Raw genomic sequence first — 24,741 nt, 5'->3', positions numbered from 1 at the left:
ATTGCTATTTTGATTTAACTTATTCGAATCTTTTTTTAATAAAATTTGGTTAAAATAGTCAAACTTTATTTTAATCAAAAAATATATTTATTAATAGTTAAACGGTGAGATGGGATAAATATGATTGATAAAAATATAAATTATAACAAATATTTTTTAAGACTTGTCAAAGATTTTGACGAATCAACAATGCTTAGCCCTGATTTAAATGGGGTTAAAAAACCGGAATTAAATAAAAATGAATTAAAAATAAAAAAAGACAAAATTGCAGAATTTTGCAAACAGAATTCAATTTCTGAAAATATACTTTTTTTAGCTGGTACTTCATTAGCATTGAATAAATTTAATTTTTCCAATAAAAATTTAATTTTTCATGAAAATAATATAATTTTCACAACTGATTTTGAAAATAGGGAAATATCCATTAAAGATTATTTAATGCACATCCAAAACGATTACCTGGAAAATCTAAAATATTCTAAATTTTCAATTGACAAAATAATTGATGGATATGAACTCCATCCAGAATTCTATTACGCTTTCAATAAAGAATTGAATTTCAATTCTTTCAAATATAAATATAATTTTTATCTCAATATCCAAAAAAATGGTGAAGAATTCATATTATCCGCTTATTATAATGACCAATTATATTCTGACAAATATGTCAATCTTTTCTTAAAAAGTATTATAACAATCATAAATCAATTTTTATCAATCGACATTACCAAATCAACATTATCTGATATTTCTCTTGTTAAAGAAAATGAAAATATTCAATTTAAAGAAATAGAAATCCCATTCATCCACAAGCGTTTTGAAAAACAAGTCCAAAAAACTCCGGATAACATTGCACTTATTTCAAATGGTGAAAAATTAACTTACCGTGAACTCAACGAAAAATCCAATAGGATTGCCAATGCGCTTATCAAAAAGGGAATAAAACCAAAAAGCAATATTTTGATAATGCTTCACCGAAGCAGTGATTTGATAGCGTCCATTATAGGTACTCTGAAAGCAGGATGTGCTTTTGTTCCGATTGATCCTGAGTATCCTCAAGAAAGAATTAATTATATTTATGAAAACAGTCATGCGAATTATATTATCACTGAAAAATCCGGGAAAAATTCCTTGAGTATTGAGGAGTTAATTTGCAACGGAAATACTGAAAGTCCTAATGTCGATATTGAACCCGATGATTTGGCTTATATAATCTATACTTCAGGGTCTACAGGAAATCCTAAAGGAGTAATGATTAGTCACAAAGGAATGTGTAACCAGATAACAGGAAACCCTATGAAAGATTTTGACAGCATTTTGACTATTTCAACAATTTCATTTATCATGTCCTTAAGGGATATTTTAACTGGAATAACTAATGGAATTAGATTGATATTTGCCAATGATAAAGAAGTTAAAAACATTCCTGATTTGATTGAATTAATCAATAATACTCAACCTGAAGCCGTGACAATGACTCCTTCAAGATTTTTATCTTACTTGGAAATCGATGAATTCTGTGATTCAATTAATTGTTTTAAAGCATTCATTATGGGTGGAGAAGTTTTTCCTGCAAAAAAATTTTACTCCCTTGAAAAATACACGGATGCCACCATATTTAACGCTTACGGGCAAAGTGAGGGCAATTTCTTATCTCCAGTTCCTTTAAATATAAATGATGACGTCAACATCACCATAGGCAAACCATTAGAAAATTCCATAGCTGATGTTAGGGATATTGACGGAAAACTGTTGCCTGATGGAGTAATGGGTGAATTATGCTTTGGAGGACCTTCCATTGGTAAAGGATATTATAATTTAGACCAGACTAATGAGACATTTATTGAAATCAATGGAATTCCGTACTGTAGAAGTGGAGATTATGCGATTAAAACACCTGATGGGGAATTTATTTTTAAAGGAAGAAAAGATAATCAGATTAAACTACGAGGATTAAGAATAGAAATCGAAGAAATAGAATCAAACATCTCCCAATATCCTCATATAAAAGAAAATATTGTTTCAATTAAAAAAATTAATGATGCAGATCATTTGTGTGCATATTTCACCGCTGAACATGAAATTGATATCAATGAACTTAAAGAATTCCTAAAAGAAAGATTGACAAAATACATGGTTCCAACAGTGTTTATGCAGTTGGATGAAATGCCAAAAACACCAAACGGAAAGACAGACATAAAATCACTTCCTAAACCAATACTTAACCTGGAATTAGTGCCTCCGCAAACAGAGCTGGAAGAAAAATTATTCGATATTGCATCAGAAATTTCAGGAACTACTGAATTCGGTGTAACCGATGACTTATATGCCATCGGATTTACTTCATTGACATTGATGAAATATGCATCAAGAATCTATGAGGAAATGGGATTCAATATAAACATTTTTAAATTACTTGACAACCCAACAATTAGAAAGATTGTCGATTTAATTGAAAATGCTAAAGACACAGGTGATTTAAATAAGATTATAGAAGATTCTAAAAATTCAATGTATATTCCATTGACTGAAAACCAGTTGGGGGTTTACTACGAATGCATTCAGAACCCTGACGTCCCACAATATAATCTTCCGAACATCATTAGATTTGACAAGTCAATTGATGCTGAAAAATTAAAAGAAGCAGTCATTAAAGTAATTGATGCATATCCTTATCTTAAAACCAGAATTGTCATGCATGGTGATAAGCTAATGCATAAACGTGATGATTCAATTGCCATCGAAGACATTCCAATCGTTAAAGTGCCAAACATCAGCGATGAGGAAATTCAAAATCTCAACACAAAAAAATTCGAGCTGTTGGGTGGGCAGCTATTTAGGGCTAAGATATATGAAACTGATGATGAAGTCATATTATTCATAGACATACATCACCTGATAACCGATGGGGAATCCATTATTAAGTTATTTAGAAACTTTGGCCATGCCTATGAAGGTAAAGAAATCAAAAAAGAGGCTATTGACGGATATGCCAATGCATTGATTGAAGCAGAAAATGAAAACAGTGAAGAATACATTGCTTCTGAAAAATATTTCCATGATTTGTTAACTCAGGAAGTTGATTCAACTATTCTTACTCCTAACTTAAATGGAAATCCGGATAATGGAAAACTAGATTTCGTATCCAAAAACATCAACCCTCAATTGATTAGGGAATTCTGTGCCGCTGAAAGGATAAGTCCTAATGTCTTATTTATGGCCAGTACAATATTGAACTTAAATAAATACACATTTTCAGACAAAACATTAATAACAACCATTTATAACGGCAGACCAAGTTCTGATTACTATAATACACAGGCATTTTTAGTTAAAACTCTGCCAATACTTTCCATCAATGAAGACAGGAACATTCCCGTTAAAGAATTGTTAAATCAAACTGATGAAATCTGGAAAGAAACCATTAGGCATTCTGATTTCCCATATACAAAGATTTCAAATGAATTCCAATTAAAACCGGAGTTCATGTACACTTACAATAATTTTGATGAAGAAATAATCACCATAAGCGGTAAGGATTATCAGTATACTCGTCTGGAAACTATCGAAACCAATTACAAAATAACATTTGATGTCAATGAAAGTGAAGACAATATTGAATTGCATTTATTATATAATAATCAGTTATACACTGAAAAATATGTTAAAAGATTCTTAACCGGTGTTTTAAATACGGTAAATCAATTCATCAATGAGGATATTGAAAAATTAAGAATCAGTGAAATTGAACTGAATAAAAATTATGAAATACCTACTTTCACTCCTGTGGAAAATCCATTCATCCACAAACGCTTTGAAATGCAAGTTGAAGCAAATCCGGACAACATTGCTCTTGTTGCTGAAGATGCAACATTAACCGCTGATGAACTTAACAAAAAAGCAAATCGTATAGCAAATGCTTTGATTAAAAAAGGAGTAAAACCAAAAAGCAATGTTTTGGTAATGCTTCACAGAAACAGCGACCTCATAGCATCAATCCTTGGTATTCTGAAAGCCGGATGCACATACATCCCGATTGATTTGGAATACCCTCAAGACAGAATCAACTATATCTATGAAAACAGTCAAGCCGACTACATCATTTCAGATGAAGCTAAGGAGAACTCATTAGACATTAAAGAATTGCTCAGGGAGAAAAATACTGAAAATCCTAACGTTGAAATTGCTCCTGATGATTTGGCATACATGATTTATACATCCGGATCAACTGGAAATCCAAAAGGAGTAATGATTTCACACGAAAACATCTGTAATGAAGTTGAAAACCCAAAATCTGAATATGAAAGCCTATTGTGTATTACTACAATATCCTTTGACGTAGCTATGGATGACATATTCACATCCCTTGCAAACGGAATTAGGCTCATATTTGCAAATGACAGTCAAATCAAAAACATTCCGGAATTGACTGAATTAATTAAAGAGCATGAACCTGAAGTTGCTGACTTCACTCCATCCAGATTGGCTTCACACCTTGAAGTGGAAGAGTTTTGCGAAGCAGTCAAATGCCTGAAATGCCTGTACCTCGGAGGAGAGCAGTTCTCAACCAAGGTGTATGAAAACTTCAGGAAATGCTCCGATGCAATCGTATACAACAGTTACGGACCAACAGAAACCACAGTTACATCAAACAACAAGAAAGTAACTGACGTAAATGACATAACCGTCGGTTATCCGTTATACAATTATGTTACTGATGTGCGTGATATTGATGGGAAACTCCTGCCTTATGGAGTAATGGGTGAACTGTACATCGGTGGTGTCGGTGTAGGTAAAGGATACTACAACATGCCTGATAAAACCGAAGAGGTATTCCTAACCATTAACGGCATTCCATACTACAGAAGCGGGGACTATGCCATTTCAAGGCCTGACGGTGAAATAGAACTTCTAGGAAGGATAGACAATCAAATCAAATTAAGAGGATTAAGAATAGAAATCGGTGAAATCGAATCCAACATTAATAGATATCCTTCTGTAAAACAAACCGTCGTTGTAATTAAAGAAATTAACAACAATGATCATTTATGCGCATATTATACTGCGGATGATGAAATTGATACTGCTAGCTTAAAAGACTTTTTAAAAGACAAATTAACCAAGTATATGATTCCTACCGCATACATGCAGTTAGATGAAATGCCACAAACACCAAACGGAAAAACAGACCTAAAAGCGTTGCCTGAACCAAAATTGGATTTAGAAAACATAAAAGCAGAAAATGAATTGGAAGAAAAACTCTTCGAGATTGCAGCAGAACTTGTGGATACTGATCAGTTCGGTGTAACCGACGATTTATACGCAATTGGATTTACATCATTGATATTAATGAAATTCAACTCATTAATCTATGCGGAAACTGGTGTTAACATAGATATGTCAGTTTTATTCAACGACCCGACCATCAGAAATCTCGCATCACAAATCAAAGACAGTGATAAGGATTCTGATTTAGAAGAGTTCATTGAGTTGGCCGGCAAATTGGATTATTTCCCATTGACTGAAAACCAGTTGGGGGTATACTACGAGTGCATGCAAAATCCTGATGAAATCAGATACACCATGCCGACAGTCATAAGATTTGGCAGCGATGTAAAAGCAGATAAATTAAAAGAAGCTGTAATTAAAACTGTTGAAGCTCATCCATACATCAAAACCAGAATCATAACTACAGAAGACGGTTCACTAAAACAGCAAAAGAATGACGATGCAGAAATTGATGAAATCGAAATTGTTAAAGTTGACTCAATAAGCGATGATGAAATCATCAAAAATGATGTTAAAAACTTTGCTTTAATTGAGGGACAACTATTCAGATTTAAAATATACGAAACACCTGATGAAACAGTATTGTTCTCTAATTTCCACCACATCATTACAGATGGAGTATCACAAATCAACATCTTTACAGACATAGCAAAAGCTTATGAAAATAAAGAGTTATCACGGGAAATAGTAGACGGCTATGTCTACAGCCTTATTGAAGAAGATGCTAAAAATACTGAGAAATATGAAAAGTCTAAAGAGTTCTTCGATGAAAAACTATCTCAAGAAATTGAATCCACAGTTTTAACTCCAAACATTAATGGAAATCCGGATGAGGGAGAATTAAAAACAATTATTCGAGAAATTGATTCAAAATATATTAAGGAATTCTGCAATGATTATTCATTGAGTCAAAATGCATTGTTCCTGTCAGCTCTCACATTGACTTTAAATAAATACACATTCAGTGATAAAACATTGATAACAACTATCTTTAATGGAAGATCCAACCCATATTTCTACAATACTCAAGGATTTTTAGTAAAAACACTTCCATTAATATTCAACAATGAAAACAGACAAGAAACTATTAAAGAATTTATTACAGGCATTGACAATGTATGGAAAGATACAATAAATCATGCTGAATATCCATATACTCATATTGCAGAAAATTACCAATTAAAACCAGAATTCTTCTTCTCATATCAAGAATTCTTCAAATCAGAGGAGATTACAATAAACGGTAAAATCTATGAGGAATATGAATTAAGTTCTGATGATATCTATAATCTAAATTATAAAGTTAATTTTGACCTTTTCGTCTTTGAAGACAATATTAAATTTAAATTGGATTATAATGATCAATTATATAGTGAGGAATATATTCAAAAATTCTTAGATTCATTTAATCTGGTTTTAAATCAGTTTATTGAAAATGACATTAACAAATTAATGATTAGCGAAGTGGAACTGGAAAGTGAAAAAGAGTTGCCTACTTTCACTCCTGTGGAAACTCCAATTATCCACAAGCGCTTTGAGAAACAAGTCGAAGCAGAACCAAATAATATTGCTCTTGTTGCTGAAGATGCAACGCTAACTGCAGATGAGCTTAATAAAAAAGCAAATCGTATAGCAAATGCACTGATTAAGAAAGGAGTAAAACCGAAAAATAATGTTTTAGTGATGCTTCACAGAAACAGTGACCTCATTGCTTCAATCCTAGGTATTCTGAAAGCCGGATGTGCATATATCCCTATCGATTTGGAGTATCCTCAAGACAGGATTGATTATATCTATGAAAACAGTCAAGCAGACTACATCATTTCCGATGAAGACAGTGACAATGCATTGAACGTTAATGAACTGCTCAAAGAAACAAATGTAACAAACCCTGATGTTGAAATTACATCAGATGATTTGGCGTACATGATTTATACATCAGGTTCAACAGGAAATCCGAAAGGAGTAATGATTTCGCATGAAAACATTGCAAATCAAGTGCAAAACCCTAAATCACAATATGGAAGCTTGTTATGTCTTGCAACAATATCATTCGACGTATCAGTAGATGATATCCTGACTTCCCTTTCAAACGGATTGAAATTGATATTGGCAAGCGATACCCAAATCAAAAACATTCCTGAATTAATAAGATTAATTGATGATGAAAAACCTGAGGTATCAGAAATCACTCCGTCAAGACTTGCATCATATCTTGAAGTGCCAGAATTCTGCGAAGTAATAAGCTGTCTGAAATGCGTATTCCTTGGAGGAGAACAGTTCTCAACCAAAGTATATGAAAACTTCAAAAAATACTCCGATGCAGTCGTATACAACAGTTACGGACCAACAGAAACCACAATCACATCAAACAACAAAGAAGTCACAGACAGCAATGACATAACTGTTGGGCTTCCTTTAGAAAATTATGTTACTGATGTACGTGATATTGATGGAAAACTCCTGCCACAAGGTGTAATGGGTGAACTGTACATTGGTGGTATTGGTGTAGGTAAAGGATACTACAACATGCCTGACAAAACCGAAGAGGTTTTCCTAACCATAAATGACATCCCATACTACAGAAGCGGAGACTATGCTATTGAAACTCCAAATGGTGAAATAGACATTCAAGGAAGAATAGACAACCAAATCAAATTAAGAGGATTAAGAATAGAGATTGGTGAAATCGAATCAAGCATCAACAAATACCCATCAGTAAAACAGTCTGTCGTTGTAATCAAGGAAATCAACAACAATGACCACTTATGCGCTTATTATACTGCTGATGAAAATGTTGAGCCAAGAAGCTTAAAAGACTTCCTAAAAGACAAATTAACCAAGTATATGATTCCTACTGCATACATGCAGTTAGATGAAATGCCACAAACACCAAATGGAAAAACAGACATAAATGCATTGCCTGAACCAAAATTGGACTTGGAATATGTTGCAGCTGAAAATGAAACTGAACAAAAACTCTTTGAAATTGCAGCAGAACTCATCAATACTGATCAGTTCGGTGTAACTGATGATTTATACGCAATTGGATTTACATCATTGATATTAATGAAATTCAACTCATTAATCTATGCGGAAATGGGTGTAAACATAGACATTTCAGTGCTGTTCAACGATCCGACCATCAGAAAGCTCGCATCACAAATCAAAGGCATTGATAAGGATTCTGATTTAGAAGAATTCATTGAGTTGGCCGGCAAATTGGATTACTTCCCATTAACTGAAAACCAGTTGGGTGTATACTATGAGTGCATGCAAAATCCTGATGAAATCAGATACACCATGCCGACAGTCATAAGATTTGAAAGCGATGTAAAAGCAGATAAATTAAAAGAAGCCGTAATTAAAACTGTTGAAGCTCATCCATACATCAAAACCAGAATCATAACTACCGAAGACGGTTCACTAAAACAAAAGAGAAATGATGGTGCTGAAATTGATGAAATCGAAATTGTTAAAGTCGATTCAATAAGCGATGATGAAATCATCAAAAACGATGTTAAAAACTTTGCTTTAATTGATGGACAACTATTCAGATTCAAAATATACGAAGCCCCAGATGAAACAGTATTGTTCATTGACTTCCACCACATCATTACAGATGGAGTATCACAAATCAATATCTTTACTGACATAGCAAAAGCTTATGAAAATAAAGAGTTATCACAGGAAATAATAGATGGATATGTCTATAGCCTTATTGAAGAAGATGCTAAAAACAGTACCAAATATAGCGAATCCAAAGAGTTCTTTGATGAAAAACTATCACAGGAAATCGAATCCACAGTCCTGACACCAAACTTTAATGGAAATCCAGATGAAGGCAATATAAAAACTCTCTTGGATGAGATTGATTCTGCTGAAATCAAGGATTTATGTAATAAATATTCACTAAGTCAGAATGCGTTGATTTTGTCTGCCCTTACATTGACATTGAATAAATACACATTCAGCGATAAAACATTGATAACAACTATCTTTAATGGAAGATCAAACCCATATTACTACAGTACACAAGGATTTTTAGTAAAAACACTCCCATTAATATTCAACAACGAAAACAGACATGAAACTATCAAGGAATTCATCAATGGCATTGACAAAGTATGGAAAGATACAATAAGTCATAGTGAATATTCCTATACACGCCTTGCAGAAGATTATCAATTGAAACCGGAATTTTTCTTCACTTATCAGGAATTCCTGGATGCGGATGGAATCGTAATCGATGATAAAGATTATCAGGATTATGAGTTATCAGATGACAACCTGCTAACAACCGCATATAAAATTAATCTAGATTTAAATGCATATGATGACAAGTTTGAATTCTATCTCCAGTATAATGACCAATTATATAGTGAAGAATATGTTAAAACTTTCATAGATTCAATGAAATTTGTTTTAGAACAGTTTGTCAATACAAATATTGAAAAGCAAAGAATCTGCGATATTGAACTGGAAAGTCAAAAAGAGTTGCCTACTTTCACTCCTGTGGAAACTCCAATTATCCACAAGCGCTTTGAGAAGCAAGTCGAAGCAAAACCTGACAACATTGCTCTTGTTGCTGAAGATGCAACGCTAACTGCAGATGAACTTAACAAAAAAGCGAATCGTATTGCAAATGCGCTGATTAAGAAAGGAGTCAAACCTAAAAATAATGTTTTAGTGATGCTTCACAGAAACAGTGACCTCATTGCATCAATCCTAGGTATTTTGAAAGCAGGATGTGCATACATTCCAATCGATTTGGAGTATCCTCAAGACAGGATTGATTATATCTATGAAAACAGTCAAGCAGACTACATCATTTCCGACGAAGACAGTGATAATGCATTGAATGTCAAAGAATTGCTCAAAGAAACCAATACATCAAACCCTGATGCTGAAGTTGGTCCTGATGATTTGGCATATATGATTTATACATCAGGTTCAACAGGAAATCCGAAAGGAGTAATGATTTCACATGAAAACATTGCAAATCAAGTGCAAAACCCTAAATCACAATATGAAAGTTTGTTATGTCTTGCAACAATATCATTCGACGTATCAGTAGATGATATCCTGACTTCCCTTTCAAACGGATTGAAATTGATATTGGCAAGTGATACTCAAATCAAAAACATTCCAGAGTTAATAAGATTAATTGATGATGAAAAACCTGAGGTATCAGAAATCACTCCGTCAAGACTTGCATCCTATCTTGAAGTGCCGGAATTCTGCGAAGTAATAAGCTGTCTGAAATGCGTATTCCTTGGAGGAGAACAGTTCTCAACCAAAGTATATGAAAACTTCAAAAAATACTCCGATGCAGTCGTATACAACAGTTACGGACCAACAGAAACCACAATCACATCAAACAACAAAGAAGTCACAGACAGCAATGATATTACTGTAGGTTTCCCATTGGACAATTATGTTACTGATGTGCGTGATATTGATGGAAAACTCCTGCCTAAAGGAGTTATGGGTGAACTGTACATCGGTGGTGTCGGTGTAGGTAAAGGATACTACAACATGCCTGATAAAACAGAAGAGGTATTCCTAACCATCAACGATATCCCATACTACAGAAGCGGAGACTATGCTATTGAAACTCCAAATGGTGAAATAGACATTCAAGGAAGAATAGACAATCAAATCAAACTCAGAGGACTGAGAATAGAAATCGGTGAAATCGAATCCAACATCAACAAATACCCATCAGTAAAACAGGCAGTTGTCGTAATCAAGGAAATCAACAACAACGACCATTTATGCGCTTATTATACTGCTGAGGATGAAGTTGACTCCCGTAGCTTAAAAGACTTCCTAAAAGATAAATTAACCAAGTATATGATTCCTACCGCATACATGCAACTTGATGAAATGCCTCAAACACCAAACGGTAAAACTGATGTGAAAGCGCTGCCTGAACCGAAATTGGATTTAGAAAACGTAAAAGCAGAAAACGAATTGGAAGAAAAACTCTTTGAAATTGCAGCAGAACTCATCAACACTGATCAATTCGGTGTAACCGATGATTTATACGCAATCGGATTTACATCATTAATATTAATGAAATTCAACTCATTAATCTATGCTGAAATGGGTGTAAACATAGACATTTCAGTACTGTTCAATGACCCAACAATCAGAAAGCTCGCATCACAAATCGAAGACAGTGATGAGGATTCAGATTTATCTGAAATCATTGAATTGGCAAATAGCATGGATTACCTGCCGTTGACTGATAATCAAATTGGCGTATACTATGAGTGTATGCAAAGTCCTGGGGAAATCAAATACACAATGCCGACTACCATGAGATTAGGTAGTGATGTTGATGCGGAAAAATTAAAAGAAGCAGTAATCAAAACAATAGATGCTCATCCATATCTCAAAACAAGAATTCTCATCAATGATGAAGGAGAGCTGAAACAGAAAAGATGTGATGATGTGGAAATGGATGAAATAGAAATTGTTGAAGTGGATTCAATAAGTGATGAAGAAATACTTGAAAATGATGTAAAGGCATTTTCCCTTTACGGTGAACAGTTATTCAGAGTCAAAATATATAAGACACCTGATGAAATAGTGCTCTTTACTGATTTCCACCACTTAATCACTGACGGTGTATCACAGATTAATTTCTTTGATGACATTGCAAATATTTATGAAGGAAACGAAGCAAATGCTGAAATTGTCGACGGATATGTTTACAGCCTTCTTGAGGATAAGCATAAAAATAGTGATGCCTACGATAAAGCTAAGGAATTCTTCGATGAAAAACTATCACAGGAAATCGAATCTACAGTGTTAACCCCTAACATTAACGGTAATCCGGATGAAGGCAAACTGCAAAGTGTAATTGAAACAATCGATGCCAATGAAATTAAGGAATTCTGTAATCGCCATTCATTCAGTCAAAACTCATTGTTCCTCTCAAGCCTTATATTAACCTTAAACAAATACACATTCAGTGACAAAACACTGATAACAACCATTTTCAATGGAAGATCCAATCCGCAATACTATGATACACAAGGTTTCCTGGTTAAAACACTCCCATTAATATTCAACAACGAAAATAGGGAAGTGACAATTAAAGAATTCATAAATGATGTTGATGAAGTATGGAAAGACAGCATGACTAACAGTATTTACCCATACACAAGTATTGCAGAAGCTTATCAATTGAAACCGGAATTTTTCTTCACATATCAGGAGTTCTATAATTCAGAACCTCGCATGATAAATGGAACAGTTTATGAAGAAAGAGAATTGGTTGCAGATGACCTGAATACAACAGAATATAAGATAAACTTCGATGTTGATGTTTCAGAAGAACAAATAGACTTTATAATTCAATACAATGACGAATTATATACAGAAGACTACATCAAAACATTTATAAACTCCATGAAACTCGTTTTAGGCCAATTCATGGAAAATGACATTAATGAAATGGTGATTTGTGATGTGGAACTTGAAACCACCAAAGAAATACCTACATTCAGCACTGTGGAAACTCCATTTATCCACAAACGCTTTGAAAAACAAGTTGAAACAAACCCAAACAGCATTGCACTTGTTGCAACAGATGCCACATTAACCAATGAGCAACTTAACATCAAGGCAAACCGTATAGCCAATGCTCTCATAAATAGAGGTGTTAAAGCAAAAAGCAATGTTCTGGCAATGCTTCCAAGGGACAGTAACCTCATAGCGACCATAATAGGTATCATGAAGGCAGGATGCACATTCATCCCAATTGACTTGGAATATCCTAAAGAAAGAATTGAATACATCTACGAAAACAGTCAGGCCGATTACATCATAACAGCAGATGGAAAAGCAGACAATGCGCTGGACATCTATGATCTGCTTGAAGAAAGAAATACATCAAACCCTAATGTTGACATTACTCCAGATGATCTTGCATACATGATTTACACATCAGGATCAACAGGAAATCCAAAAGGAGTAATGATTGGTCACAAAAACGCATGCAACCAGGCTGAATCAAACCCTAAATGTGAATATGACAATCTATTAAGCATTGCAACAATTGCATTCGACACATCCCTTGAAGATATCCTGACAGGAATCACAAATGGCATCAAAATAATATTTGCAAACGATTCCGAAATCAAAAACATCGTGGATTTAATCAAATTAATCAAAGAACACAAACCGCAAGTAATGGAATTCACCCCTTCAAGATTAATATCCTATCTTGAAGTAGAAGAGTTCTGTGAAGTGATTGACTGCGCCAAATGTATAGTCATGGGAGGAGAACAGTTCTCAGCCAAAGCATTCAACGGAGTTAAGAAATACTGTGATGCTAAAGTTTACAACAGTTACGGACCGACAGAAGCAACAATAGCTTCCAACTATAAGGAAATAACCGATCCTGAAAACATTACAATCGGAAAAGCCCTTAAAAATTATGTAACTGAAGTAAGAGACATTGATGGAAAGCTTCTGCCTAAAGGAGTAATGGGTGAACTGTACATTGGTGGTGTCGGTGTTGGTAAAGGATACTACAACATGCCAGACAAAACCGAAGAGGTATACCTAACAATCAACAATATCCCATACTACAGAAGCGGAGACTATGCAATAGAACTTCCTGACGGAGACATAGACATCAAAGGAAGAATCGACAATCAAATCAAACTCAGAGGATTGAGAATAGAGATAGGTGAAATTGAATCAAGCATAAACAAATTCAAAGATATCAAAAATGCCGTTGTTGTAATCAAGGAAATCAACAACAACGACCACCTATGCGCATATTTCACAGCTGAAAAAGAGATAGATACCGATTCACTGAAAGAATTCCTAAAAGAAAGATTAACATATTACATGGTTCCAACAGTATTCATGCAATTGGATGAAATTCCACAATTGCCGAATGGTAAAACAGATACCAAAAAATTGCCTGAACCTAAGTTAGAGCTTGAAAACGTAAAACCTGAAAATGAAACTGAACAGAAATTGTTCGACATCGCATCAGAGCTAATCGGGACCGATGAATTCGGTACGACCGATGATTTGTATGCCATAGGATACACCTCCTTGACATTAATGAAGCTGAACACATTAATCTACAAGGAAATGAATGTGAACCTTGACATATCAATTTTATTCAACAGCCCAACAATCAAAAAGTTAGCGGAAAAGATTCTGGACAGCGATGATAACACTTCCAAACTGAATGATTTTGTTGAAATGTCCAGAGAAATGGAATACTTCCCATTGACAGAAAATCAGCTGGGTGTATACTATGAGTGTATGCAAAGTCCTGGTGAAATCAAATACACAATGCCATCAGTTACAAGATTCGATGATGAAATTGATGCTGAAAAATTAAAAGAAGCTATCATTAAAGTTATTGAATTCCATCCATATCTTAAAGCAAGAATTGTATCAGATGATGGAAGCATAAAACAGTACAGAAACGATGATGCTGAAATAGATGAAATCGAAATAGTTAAAATCGATTCAATAACCGATGAGGAAATCATCAAAAACGATGTAAAAGCATTTCCATTAGATGGTGAACAGATGTTCAGATTCAAGATATATGACACTTCTGATGAAATCGTACTCTTCAGTGACTTCCACCACATAATCACAGACGGAGCATCACAAGGTCTCTTATTTGAAGAAATAGGAAAAGCCTATAACAATGAAGACATTGAACCGGAAATCGTTGACGGATATGTCTTCAGCCTTATTGAACATGACCTTCAAAACAGCAAAAGATATAAAACAGCCGAAAAATTCTTTGACAACAAGTTATCACAGGAAATCGATTCCACTGTACTGACTCCCGACCTTAATGGAAATCCTGATGAAGGAAAACAGGAAACTGCTACCATAAGGATTGACATAAACAAAATTGATGAGTTCTGTCTGGAAAATTCAATCGGGCACAATTCACTATTCATGTCTGCAATCATATTGAACCTGAACAAATTCACATTCAGCGATGAGACACTAATAACAACAATATTCAACGGAAGAGCCAATCCGAATTACTTCAATACCCAAGGATTTTTAGTTAAAACACTGCCTCTGATTATTAAACATGAAAACAGACAACAAACAATTAAAAAATTCATTAAATCAGTTGACAAAACATGGATTGAATCAATAAACAACAGCATATATCCATATACAAAGATTGCTGGTAAATATCAGTTGAAACCTGAATTCTTCTATTCCTATGATGAAGGTTCCGATTCTGAAAGTCTAAAAATTGATGGCAAAGATTTTGAAAACTATGAACTTGATGATGGCAATGGAATAATGGAATATAAAATAGACCTTAATGTGTTCAATTATGGTACAGCTATTGATATAAACGTATCATACAATAATCAATTATATTCTAAAGATTATATTGAAAAATTCCTCGAGTCAACCAGGACAATTCTAGAGCAATTTGTATCTAATGACATTAAGACCATGAGAATTTGTGATGTTGAACTTGAAACAACCAAAGAGTTACCAACATTCACTCCAGTTGAAACTCCATTTATCCACAAACGCTTTGAAAAACAAGTTGAAACCAAACCTGACGAAATCGCACTGATTTCAAATGAAGAAGAGTACACTTACAAGGAATTGAATGAATTAAGTAACCGGGTTGCCAATGCATTAATCAAACGTGGAGTTGAACCAAGAAATAATGTTTTAGTAATGCTTCCAAGAAACAGCGACATGATTGCATCAATACTCGGTGTTTTAAAAGCAGGATGTGCATATATCCCAATAGATTTGGAATATCCTAAGGAAAGGATTGAATACATCTATGAAAACAGTCAGGCAGACTACATAATATCCAATGAAACTCATGACAACTTCTTAGACATCAAAGAACTGCTTGAAGAGGAAAACATCGAAAATCCAGATGTTGAAATTACACCAGATGACCTGGCCTATATGATTTATACATCAGGTTCAACAGGAAATCCAAAAGGAGTAATGATTTCACATGAAAACATCTGTAACGAAGTTGGAAATCCAAAATCAGAATACGAAAGCTTATTATGTATTACAACAATTTCTTTCGATGTAGCTATGGATGATATATTCACAGCACTTGCAAATGGAATTAAACTCATATTTGCAAACGATTCAGAAATCAAAAACATACCAGAACTAACTGAATTAATAAATAAACATAAACCGGAAGTTGCAGATTTCACACCGTCCAGACTGGCGTTACACCTTGAAGTGCCTGAATTCTGTAAAGCAATTAGCTGCTTGAAATGCCTCTTCCTCGGAGGAGAACAGTTCTCAACCAAAGTATATGAAAACTTCAGAAAACACTCTGATGCAATCGTATACAACAGTTACGGACCAACAGAAACCACAATCACATCAAACAATAAGGAAATAACAGATGTCAACGACATAACCGTTGGGTACCCACTATACAACTACGTCACTGACGTACGTGATATCGATGGAAAACTCCTGCCTTGCGGAGTAATGGGAGAACTATACATTGGAGGTGTCGGTGTAGGTAAAGGATACTACAATATGCCAGATAAAACAGAAGAAGTATTCCTGACCATCAACGATATTCCATACTACAGAAGTGGAGACTACGCAATCTCAAGACCAGACGGTGAAATAGAACTCCTAGGAAGAATAGACAATCAAATCAAACTCAGAGGACTAAGAATAGAAATTGGTGAAATCGAATCCAACATCAACAAATTCAATGATATCAAAAATGCCGTTGTCGTAATCAAAGAAATAAACGATAACGATCACCTATGCGCCTACTTCACAGCTGAAAAGGAAATTGACAAAAATTCATTGAAAGAATTCCTAAAAGAAAGACTGACATATTATATGGTTCCAACAGTATTCATGCAGTTGGATGAAATACCACAAACACCAAACGGAAAAACAGACATAAATGCATTGCCTGAACCTAAGTTAGTACTTGAAAATATAAAGCCTGAAAATGAAACTGAACAGAAATTGTTCGACATTGCATCAGAGCTAATCGAAACCGATGAATTCGGTACGACCGATGATTTGTATGCCATAGGATACACCTCCTTGACATTAATGAAGCTAAACACATTAATCTACAAGGAAATGAATGTGAACCTTGACATATCAATTTTATTCAACAGCCCAACAATCAAAAAGCTAGCGGATGAGATTTTAGGCAGTGATGATAACGCTTCCAAACTGAATGAGTTTGTCGAAATGTCCGGAAAAATGGAATACTTCCCATTGACAGAAAATCAGCTGGGTGTATACTATGAGTGTATGCAAAGTCCTGGTGAAATCAAATACACAATGCCATCAGTTACAAGATTCGATAATGAAATTGATGCTGAAAAATTAAAAGAAGCAGTAATAAAAGTAATTGAAGCACATCCATATCTTAAAACTAAAATTGTATTCTCAGATGATGGAAGCATAAAACAGTACAGAAACGATGATGCTGAAATAGATGAAATCGAAATCGTCAAAGTCGACTCAATAACTGATGAGGAGATTATCAAAAACGATGTAAAAGCATTTTCATTAGACGGCGAACAAATGTTCAGATTCAAAATATATGACACTTCTGATGAAATCATACTCTTCAGTGACTTCCACCACATAATCACAGATGGAGCATCACAAAGCATATTATTTGAAGAAATAGGAAGAGCATATAACCTTGAAGACATTGAACCGGAAATCGTTGATGGATATGTCTTCAGCCTTATTGAACATGACCTTCAAAACAGTGAGAAATATGAAACAGCCGAAAAATTCTTTGACGACAAATTATCACAGGAAATCGATTCCACTATACTGACTCCGGACCTCAATGGAAATCCTGAAGAAGGAAAACAGGAAACCGCTGGTATAAACATTGACATAAACAAAATTGACGAATTCTGTCTTGAAAACTCAATCGGACACAATTCACTGGTCATGTCTGCAATCATATTGAACCTGAACAAATTCACATTCAGCGACAAAACATTGATAACAACAATATTCAACGGAAGAGCAGACCCTAATTACTTCAATACCCAAGGATTTTTAGTAAAAACAATCCCATTGATTATCAAACAGGAAAACAGAGAACAAACAATTGAAGAATTCATCAAATCAGTTGACAAAACATGGATTGAATCAATAAACAACAGCATATATCCATACACAAAGATTGCCGACAAATATCAGTTGAAACCTGAATTCTTCTATTCATATGATGAAGATTCCGACTCTGAAAGTCTTGAAATGAGTGGTAATGACTATGAAAACTATGAACTGGACGACGGCAATGGAATAATGGAATATAAAATAGATTTAAGTGTGTTCAAACATGATACATCTATTGAAATAAGCATATCATACAATGACCAATTATATTCCGAAGGATATATTGAAACATTCCTAAATTCAACCAAAACAATTCTAGACCAATTTGTAACTAATGACATCAATACCATGAGAATCTGTGATGTTGAACTTGAAACAACCAAAGAGTTACCAACATTCACCCCATTAGAAACTCCATTTATCCACAAACGCTTTGAAAAGCAAGTGGAACTCAAACCTGACGAAATCGCACTGGTTTCAAATGGAGAGGAATACACTTACAAGGAATTGAACGAAATGAGTAACAGGGTTGCCAATGGATTGATTAGACGTGGAGTTGAACCAAGACACAGTATTCTAATCATGCTTCCAAGGACCAGCAACCTAATTGCATCAATAATCGGTATCCTGAAAGCTGGCTGTGGATTTATTCCAATCGATATGGAATATCCTAAGGAAAGAATCGAGTACATATACGAAAACAGTCAGGCAGATTATATAATATCAAACGAAACTTATGATATTACGTTAGACATCAAAGAACTGCTTGAAGAGGAAAATATCGAAAATCCTGACATAGAAATCTCTCCTGACGATACTGCATACATGATTTACACCTCTGGATCCACTGGAAAACCTAAAGGTGTAATGATTGGTCATGAAAATGCATGTAACCAAGTTGAAGCAAATCCAAAGGCAGAATACGATAATCTGTTAAGTATTGCGACAATAGCATTCGATACATCTTTGGAAGATATCTTAACCGGTATCACCAACGGAATAAAAATAATCTTTGCAAACGATTCTGAAATCAAGAATGTCGTTGACTTAACACAATTAATCAAAAAGGAAAAACCGCAAGTCATGGAATTCACTCCATCAAGACTGTTATCCTATCTAGAAGTTGACACGTTCTGTGAAGTGATTGATTGTGCAAAATGTATTGTGATGGGAGGAGAACAGTTCTCAGCCAAAGCATTCAACGGAGTTAAAGAATACTGTGATGCTAAAGTTTACAACAGTTACGGACCGACAGAAGCAACAATAGCTTCCAACTATAAGGAAATAACCGACCCTGAAAACATTACAATCGGAAAAGCCCTTAAAAACTATGTAACTGAAGTAAGAGACATAGATGGGAAACTACTTCCAAAAGGTGTAATGGGAGAGCTATACATCGGTGGTGTCGGCGTAGGTAAGGGATACTACAACATGCCTGAAAAAACCGAAGAAGTATACCTGACAATAAACGATATCCCATACTACAGAAGCGGAGACTATGCAATAGAACTTCCTGACGGAGATATAGACATCAAAGGAAGAATCGATAACCAAATCAAACTCAGAGGATTGAGAATAGAAATCGGAGAAATAGAATCCAACATTAACAGATTCCCGAACATCAAAAATGCTGTTGTTGTAATTAAAGAAATCAATAACAGTGAGCATTTATGTGCTTACTTCACTGGAGAAGAAAAAATTGACATCAAACTCTTAAAACGTTACTTGCAAAACAAGTTGACTAAATACATGGTTCCAACTGTCTTCATGCAGATTGATGAAATGCCTCAAACTCCAAACGGAAAAACAGACATAAAAGCATTGCCTGAACCTTCACTGGCACTTGATTTCGTTCAACCTGAAACTGAAACCGAGAAAAAAATATTTGAATTAGTTTCATCACTTTCAAGCGCTAAAGAATTTGGTATAACCGATGATTTGTACTCCATAGGATTCACATCATTAACATTGATGAAGCTGAATTCATTGATATACAATGAGACTGGCGTTAACATTGAGATAACTGACTTATTCAATAATCCAACAATACAAAACCTTGCAGATAAGATTGACAACAACATTAACATACAGATTGATGTCGAAGAGCTTATCAAAACCGCAGAGGCAATGGATTCATTCCCATTGACATCAAATCAGTTAGGTATCTACTATGAATGTGCACAAACCGATGAAATCAAGTACACAATGCCTTCAGCCATTCGTTTCGACAGCAATATCGATCCATTTAAACTCAAACAGGCAATAATTGATACAATTGAAGCACATCCATATCTTAAAACAAGAATAATCACTACTTCTGAGGGTGAATTAAGGCAAAAAAGATGTGATGATGTCGAAATTGAAGAAATTGAAATTGTAGAAGTTGATTCAATTACCAACAGGGAAATGATGGACAACGATATCAAGTATATTCCATTGGATGACAATCAGCTATTCAGATTCAAAATCTATAAAACTCCAGCAGAAACAGTACTGTTCTTTGACATCCACCATATAATTACAGACGGAGTTTCAATAGACCTTCTTTATGAAGACATACTCAGCCTGTACAATGGAGGAGATATCAATGAGGAAATTGTAGACGGATTCGTTTACAGCCTAATTGAAACAGAACTTAGTGAAAATGAAGTTTCAAAAGAGTATTATAAAGATAGGTTTGCTCAAGGATTTGAGTCTACGGTTTTAACTCCTAACATTAATGGAAATCCGGATGACGGTAAGATTAAACTCATCTATGATTCTATTAATTCCAACTTTGTAAGGCTGTTCTGTCAAGACCATTCAATAAGTCCAAATGTGCTGTTCATGAGCGCTACAATTCTGGCTCTAAACAAGTTTACATTCTCAGATAAAGCACTGATAACAACAATCTTCAACGGCAGGTCCAACTCAAACTACTTCAATACGCAGGGAATGCTGGTAAAGACACTTCCAATCATGGTCGGCAGTGAAAACAGGTCAATGATGGTTGAGGACTTCATTAAGGTGGTAGATAAATCCTGGAAAGACGCTTTAGTGCACAGCAATTATCCATATACCAAACTTTCCGAAGAATATCACTTAAAACCTGAATTCTTCTATGCATATCACGGAGCATTCGAAACAGACCAACTGGAAATGGATGGAAATACCTATGCCATGGAAGAGCTTGACGGAACCGTAGCAACAGACTACAAAATTAACCTGGACATTTATGATGATGGGGAAAACATTGGAATTTTCATCGAGTACAATGACCAAATCTATACTGAAGATTATGCTAAGGAATTCCTGAGGGCAATAAAATACATATTAGTACAATTCTTCGTGAATGATATGGATAAATTGAGAATTGAAGACATTGAGCTTGCAACCAACTTAATGCTGCCTGAATTTGAAGAGGTAGTCAACCCATTCTTACACAGACGTTTTGAAGCACAAGTGGATGAAAAGCCAGATGAAATTGCACTTGTTGCAACAGATGAGACACTATCCTATGATGAGCTTAACAAAAAGTCAAATCGTATAGCAAATGCATTGATTAAAAAAGGCGTCAAGCCAAGAAGCAATATATTGATTATGCTCCCTCGTAACAGTGACTTGATTGCTTCAATAATCGGTGTATTAAAAGCAGGTTGTGCCTTCATACCACTTGATTTAAAGTTCCCTAAAGAAAGAATTGAGTACATCTATGAAAACAGTCAAGCAGATTACATAATTAATGTAGATGGTCTTGCACCAAATTCACTATCTATTAAAGAATTGCTCAAAGAAAGCAATGTTGAGAATACTGATATTGACCTTACTCCAGATGATCTGGCATACATGATTTATACATCAGGGTCAACAGGCAATCCAAAAGGTGTAATGATTAGTCATGAAAATGCATGTAACCAAACTGAAGCTAACCCTAAATGTGAATACAGCAATCTATTAAGTATTGCAACAATCGCATTTGATACATCTCTTGAAGATATTCTGACAGGTATAACCAACGGAATAAAAATCATCTTTGCAAATGATGATGAAATAAAAAGCATCGCTGAGCTAATCAAACTGATTAAACGTGAAAAACCTGAAGTAATGGAATTCACACCTTCAAGATTGTTATCCTATCTTGAATTTGAAGAGTTCTGTGATGTGATTGATTGTGCAAAATGTATCGTTATGGGAGGAGAGCAGTTCTCAGCCCAGGCGTTCAATGGAGTAAAAAAATACTGTGATGCGGCAATATATAACAGTTACGGACCAACTGAGGCTACAATTGCTTCAAACTATAAGGAAATAACTGATCCTGAAAACATTACAATCGGTAAAGCTTTAAGAAACTACATAACTGATGTAAGAGATATTGACGGAAAACTCCTGCCTAAAGGAGTTATGGGTGAGCTGTACATAGGTGGTGTCGGTGTAGGTAAGGGATACTACAACATGCCGGATAAAACAGAAGAGGTATATCTGAAAATTGATGGTATCCCATACTATAAGAGTGGAGATTATGCAATTGAACTTCCTGATGGAGACATTGACATTAAGGGAAGAATCGACAACCAAATCAAACTCAGAGGACTGAGAATAGAAATCGGAGAAATCGAATCCAACATATCCCAATTCCCTAATATCAGACAGAATATTGTTGTAATCAAGAAAATCAGAAACAATGAACATTTATGCGCATACTTCACAGCAGATGAAAAAATCGACAAGGATGCACTCAAGGCATACTTAAGTGAAAGACTTACACAATATATGGTTCCGACAGTCTTCATGCAGATTGATGAAATACCTCAAACCCCTAACGGCAAAACAGATGTAAAGGCATTACCTGAACCTAAATTAGAATTAACATATGTCCCTCCTAAAAACAAGCTAGAGCAAACAATCTGTGCAATATACTCATCCATACTTGACATAGAGATTGTTGGTGCAGAAGATAACTTCTTTGAAATAGGAGGAACCTCACTTATCGCATCAAAACTAATCATTGAGCTACTCAAACAAGACTATGCCGTGAAATATGATGACATCTTCAAAAACCAAACTCCAAGAAAATTGGCTAGTTTCCTTTCAGGTGATGAAAACACAGATGATTTGGATATTGGCATTATTGAAAACTACGATTATGGTGAAATAAATAATCTTTTAGAGAAAAATACCTTTGAAAACTTTGCCAAAGGTAAAAACCTGGAGTTAGGCAATGTATTGCTGACTGGGGTGACTGGTTTTCTGGGTGTTCATGTGTTATATGAATACATCAAGAATGAAGAGGGAACCATTTACTGTATGTTAAGAAAAGGCCAATTCGATTCCTGCGAAGAGCGTTTCATAGATTTATTGAATTACTACTTCGACGAAGACTTCAGCGACCTTATTGGATCACGCATAATCCTAAGTGAAGGCGACATAACCAACTTGGATGACTTTAAAAAGTTAGAAAATTATCCAATTGACACAATAATCAACTGTGCAGCCATTGTAAAACACTATACTCATGACGATTACATCTTTAGGGTCAATGTTGATGGAGTAATCAACGGACTTGAATTTGCTGAAGCAAACAACATCACTTACGTGCAAATATCAACAACCAGTGTTTTGGATGAATACACTGAAGATACGGGCCTCAGCAATGTGCATTGTGATGAAAAAACGTTATACTGGGGACAAGACTTGTCCAACAAATACCTTAACAGTAAATTCCTGTCAGAAAGAATGGTGCTTGAAAAAGCTTTATCTGGTTTGAATACAAAAATAATAAGAGTAGGAAACCTTATGGCACGTCACTCTGATGGAGTATTCCAGAGAAATTATGACACAAATGCATTCCTGAATGGTATCAAAGCCCTCAAGAATCTCAAAGCTACCACTCCAGCAATATCTGAAGAAATAGTTGAACTAAGTCAAATAGATTATGTGGCAAAAGCAATACTTGCTCTTGCAAGAACTCCGAAAGAATCCATAGTATTCCATGCAGTAAGTGACAAATTAATACCGACCAGGGACATCATTGATGCTTTAAATTCATTCGGATTTGGTATCGAGGAAGTCACCCATGAAGAGTTTAGAAAAATCTATGAGCAAAACATGGACGAGAATATCCAGGGAATTATTACAGCTGATTTAACCATAGATGACTTCGACATTGAAGAGACTGGCGAAAATGAATCCCACGAAAGTGATACAGGTGAACTTGTCAAAATGGATTTAACCCTTGACATTCTTAACACTTTAGGATTTAGCTGGCCTGAATGTGATGAAGGATATCTTAAACGATTCATCGAATATTTGATTGAGGTACATTATTTTGAGTAA

At 34.8% G+C, this 24,741-nt stretch carries 1 protein-coding gene; it reads left to right on the top strand.

From position 1 onward, the window contains the following. The first annotated feature begins 120 nt into the window (after positions 1-120). On the top strand, positions 121-24,741 hold the full coding sequence (locus TL18_RS06540) for a non-ribosomal peptide synthetase (RefSeq protein ID WP_067043166.1): 24,621 nt from the start codon (positions 121-123) through the stop codon (positions 24,739-24,741).

This window comes from Methanobrevibacter sp. YE315 (assembly GCF_001548675.1).
Lineage (GTDB): Archaea > Methanobacteriota > Methanobacteria > Methanobacteriales > Methanobacteriaceae > Methanocatella.
Note: the sequence above shows the minus strand (reverse complement) of the source record. Positions and strands in the feature narration are given on the sequence as shown.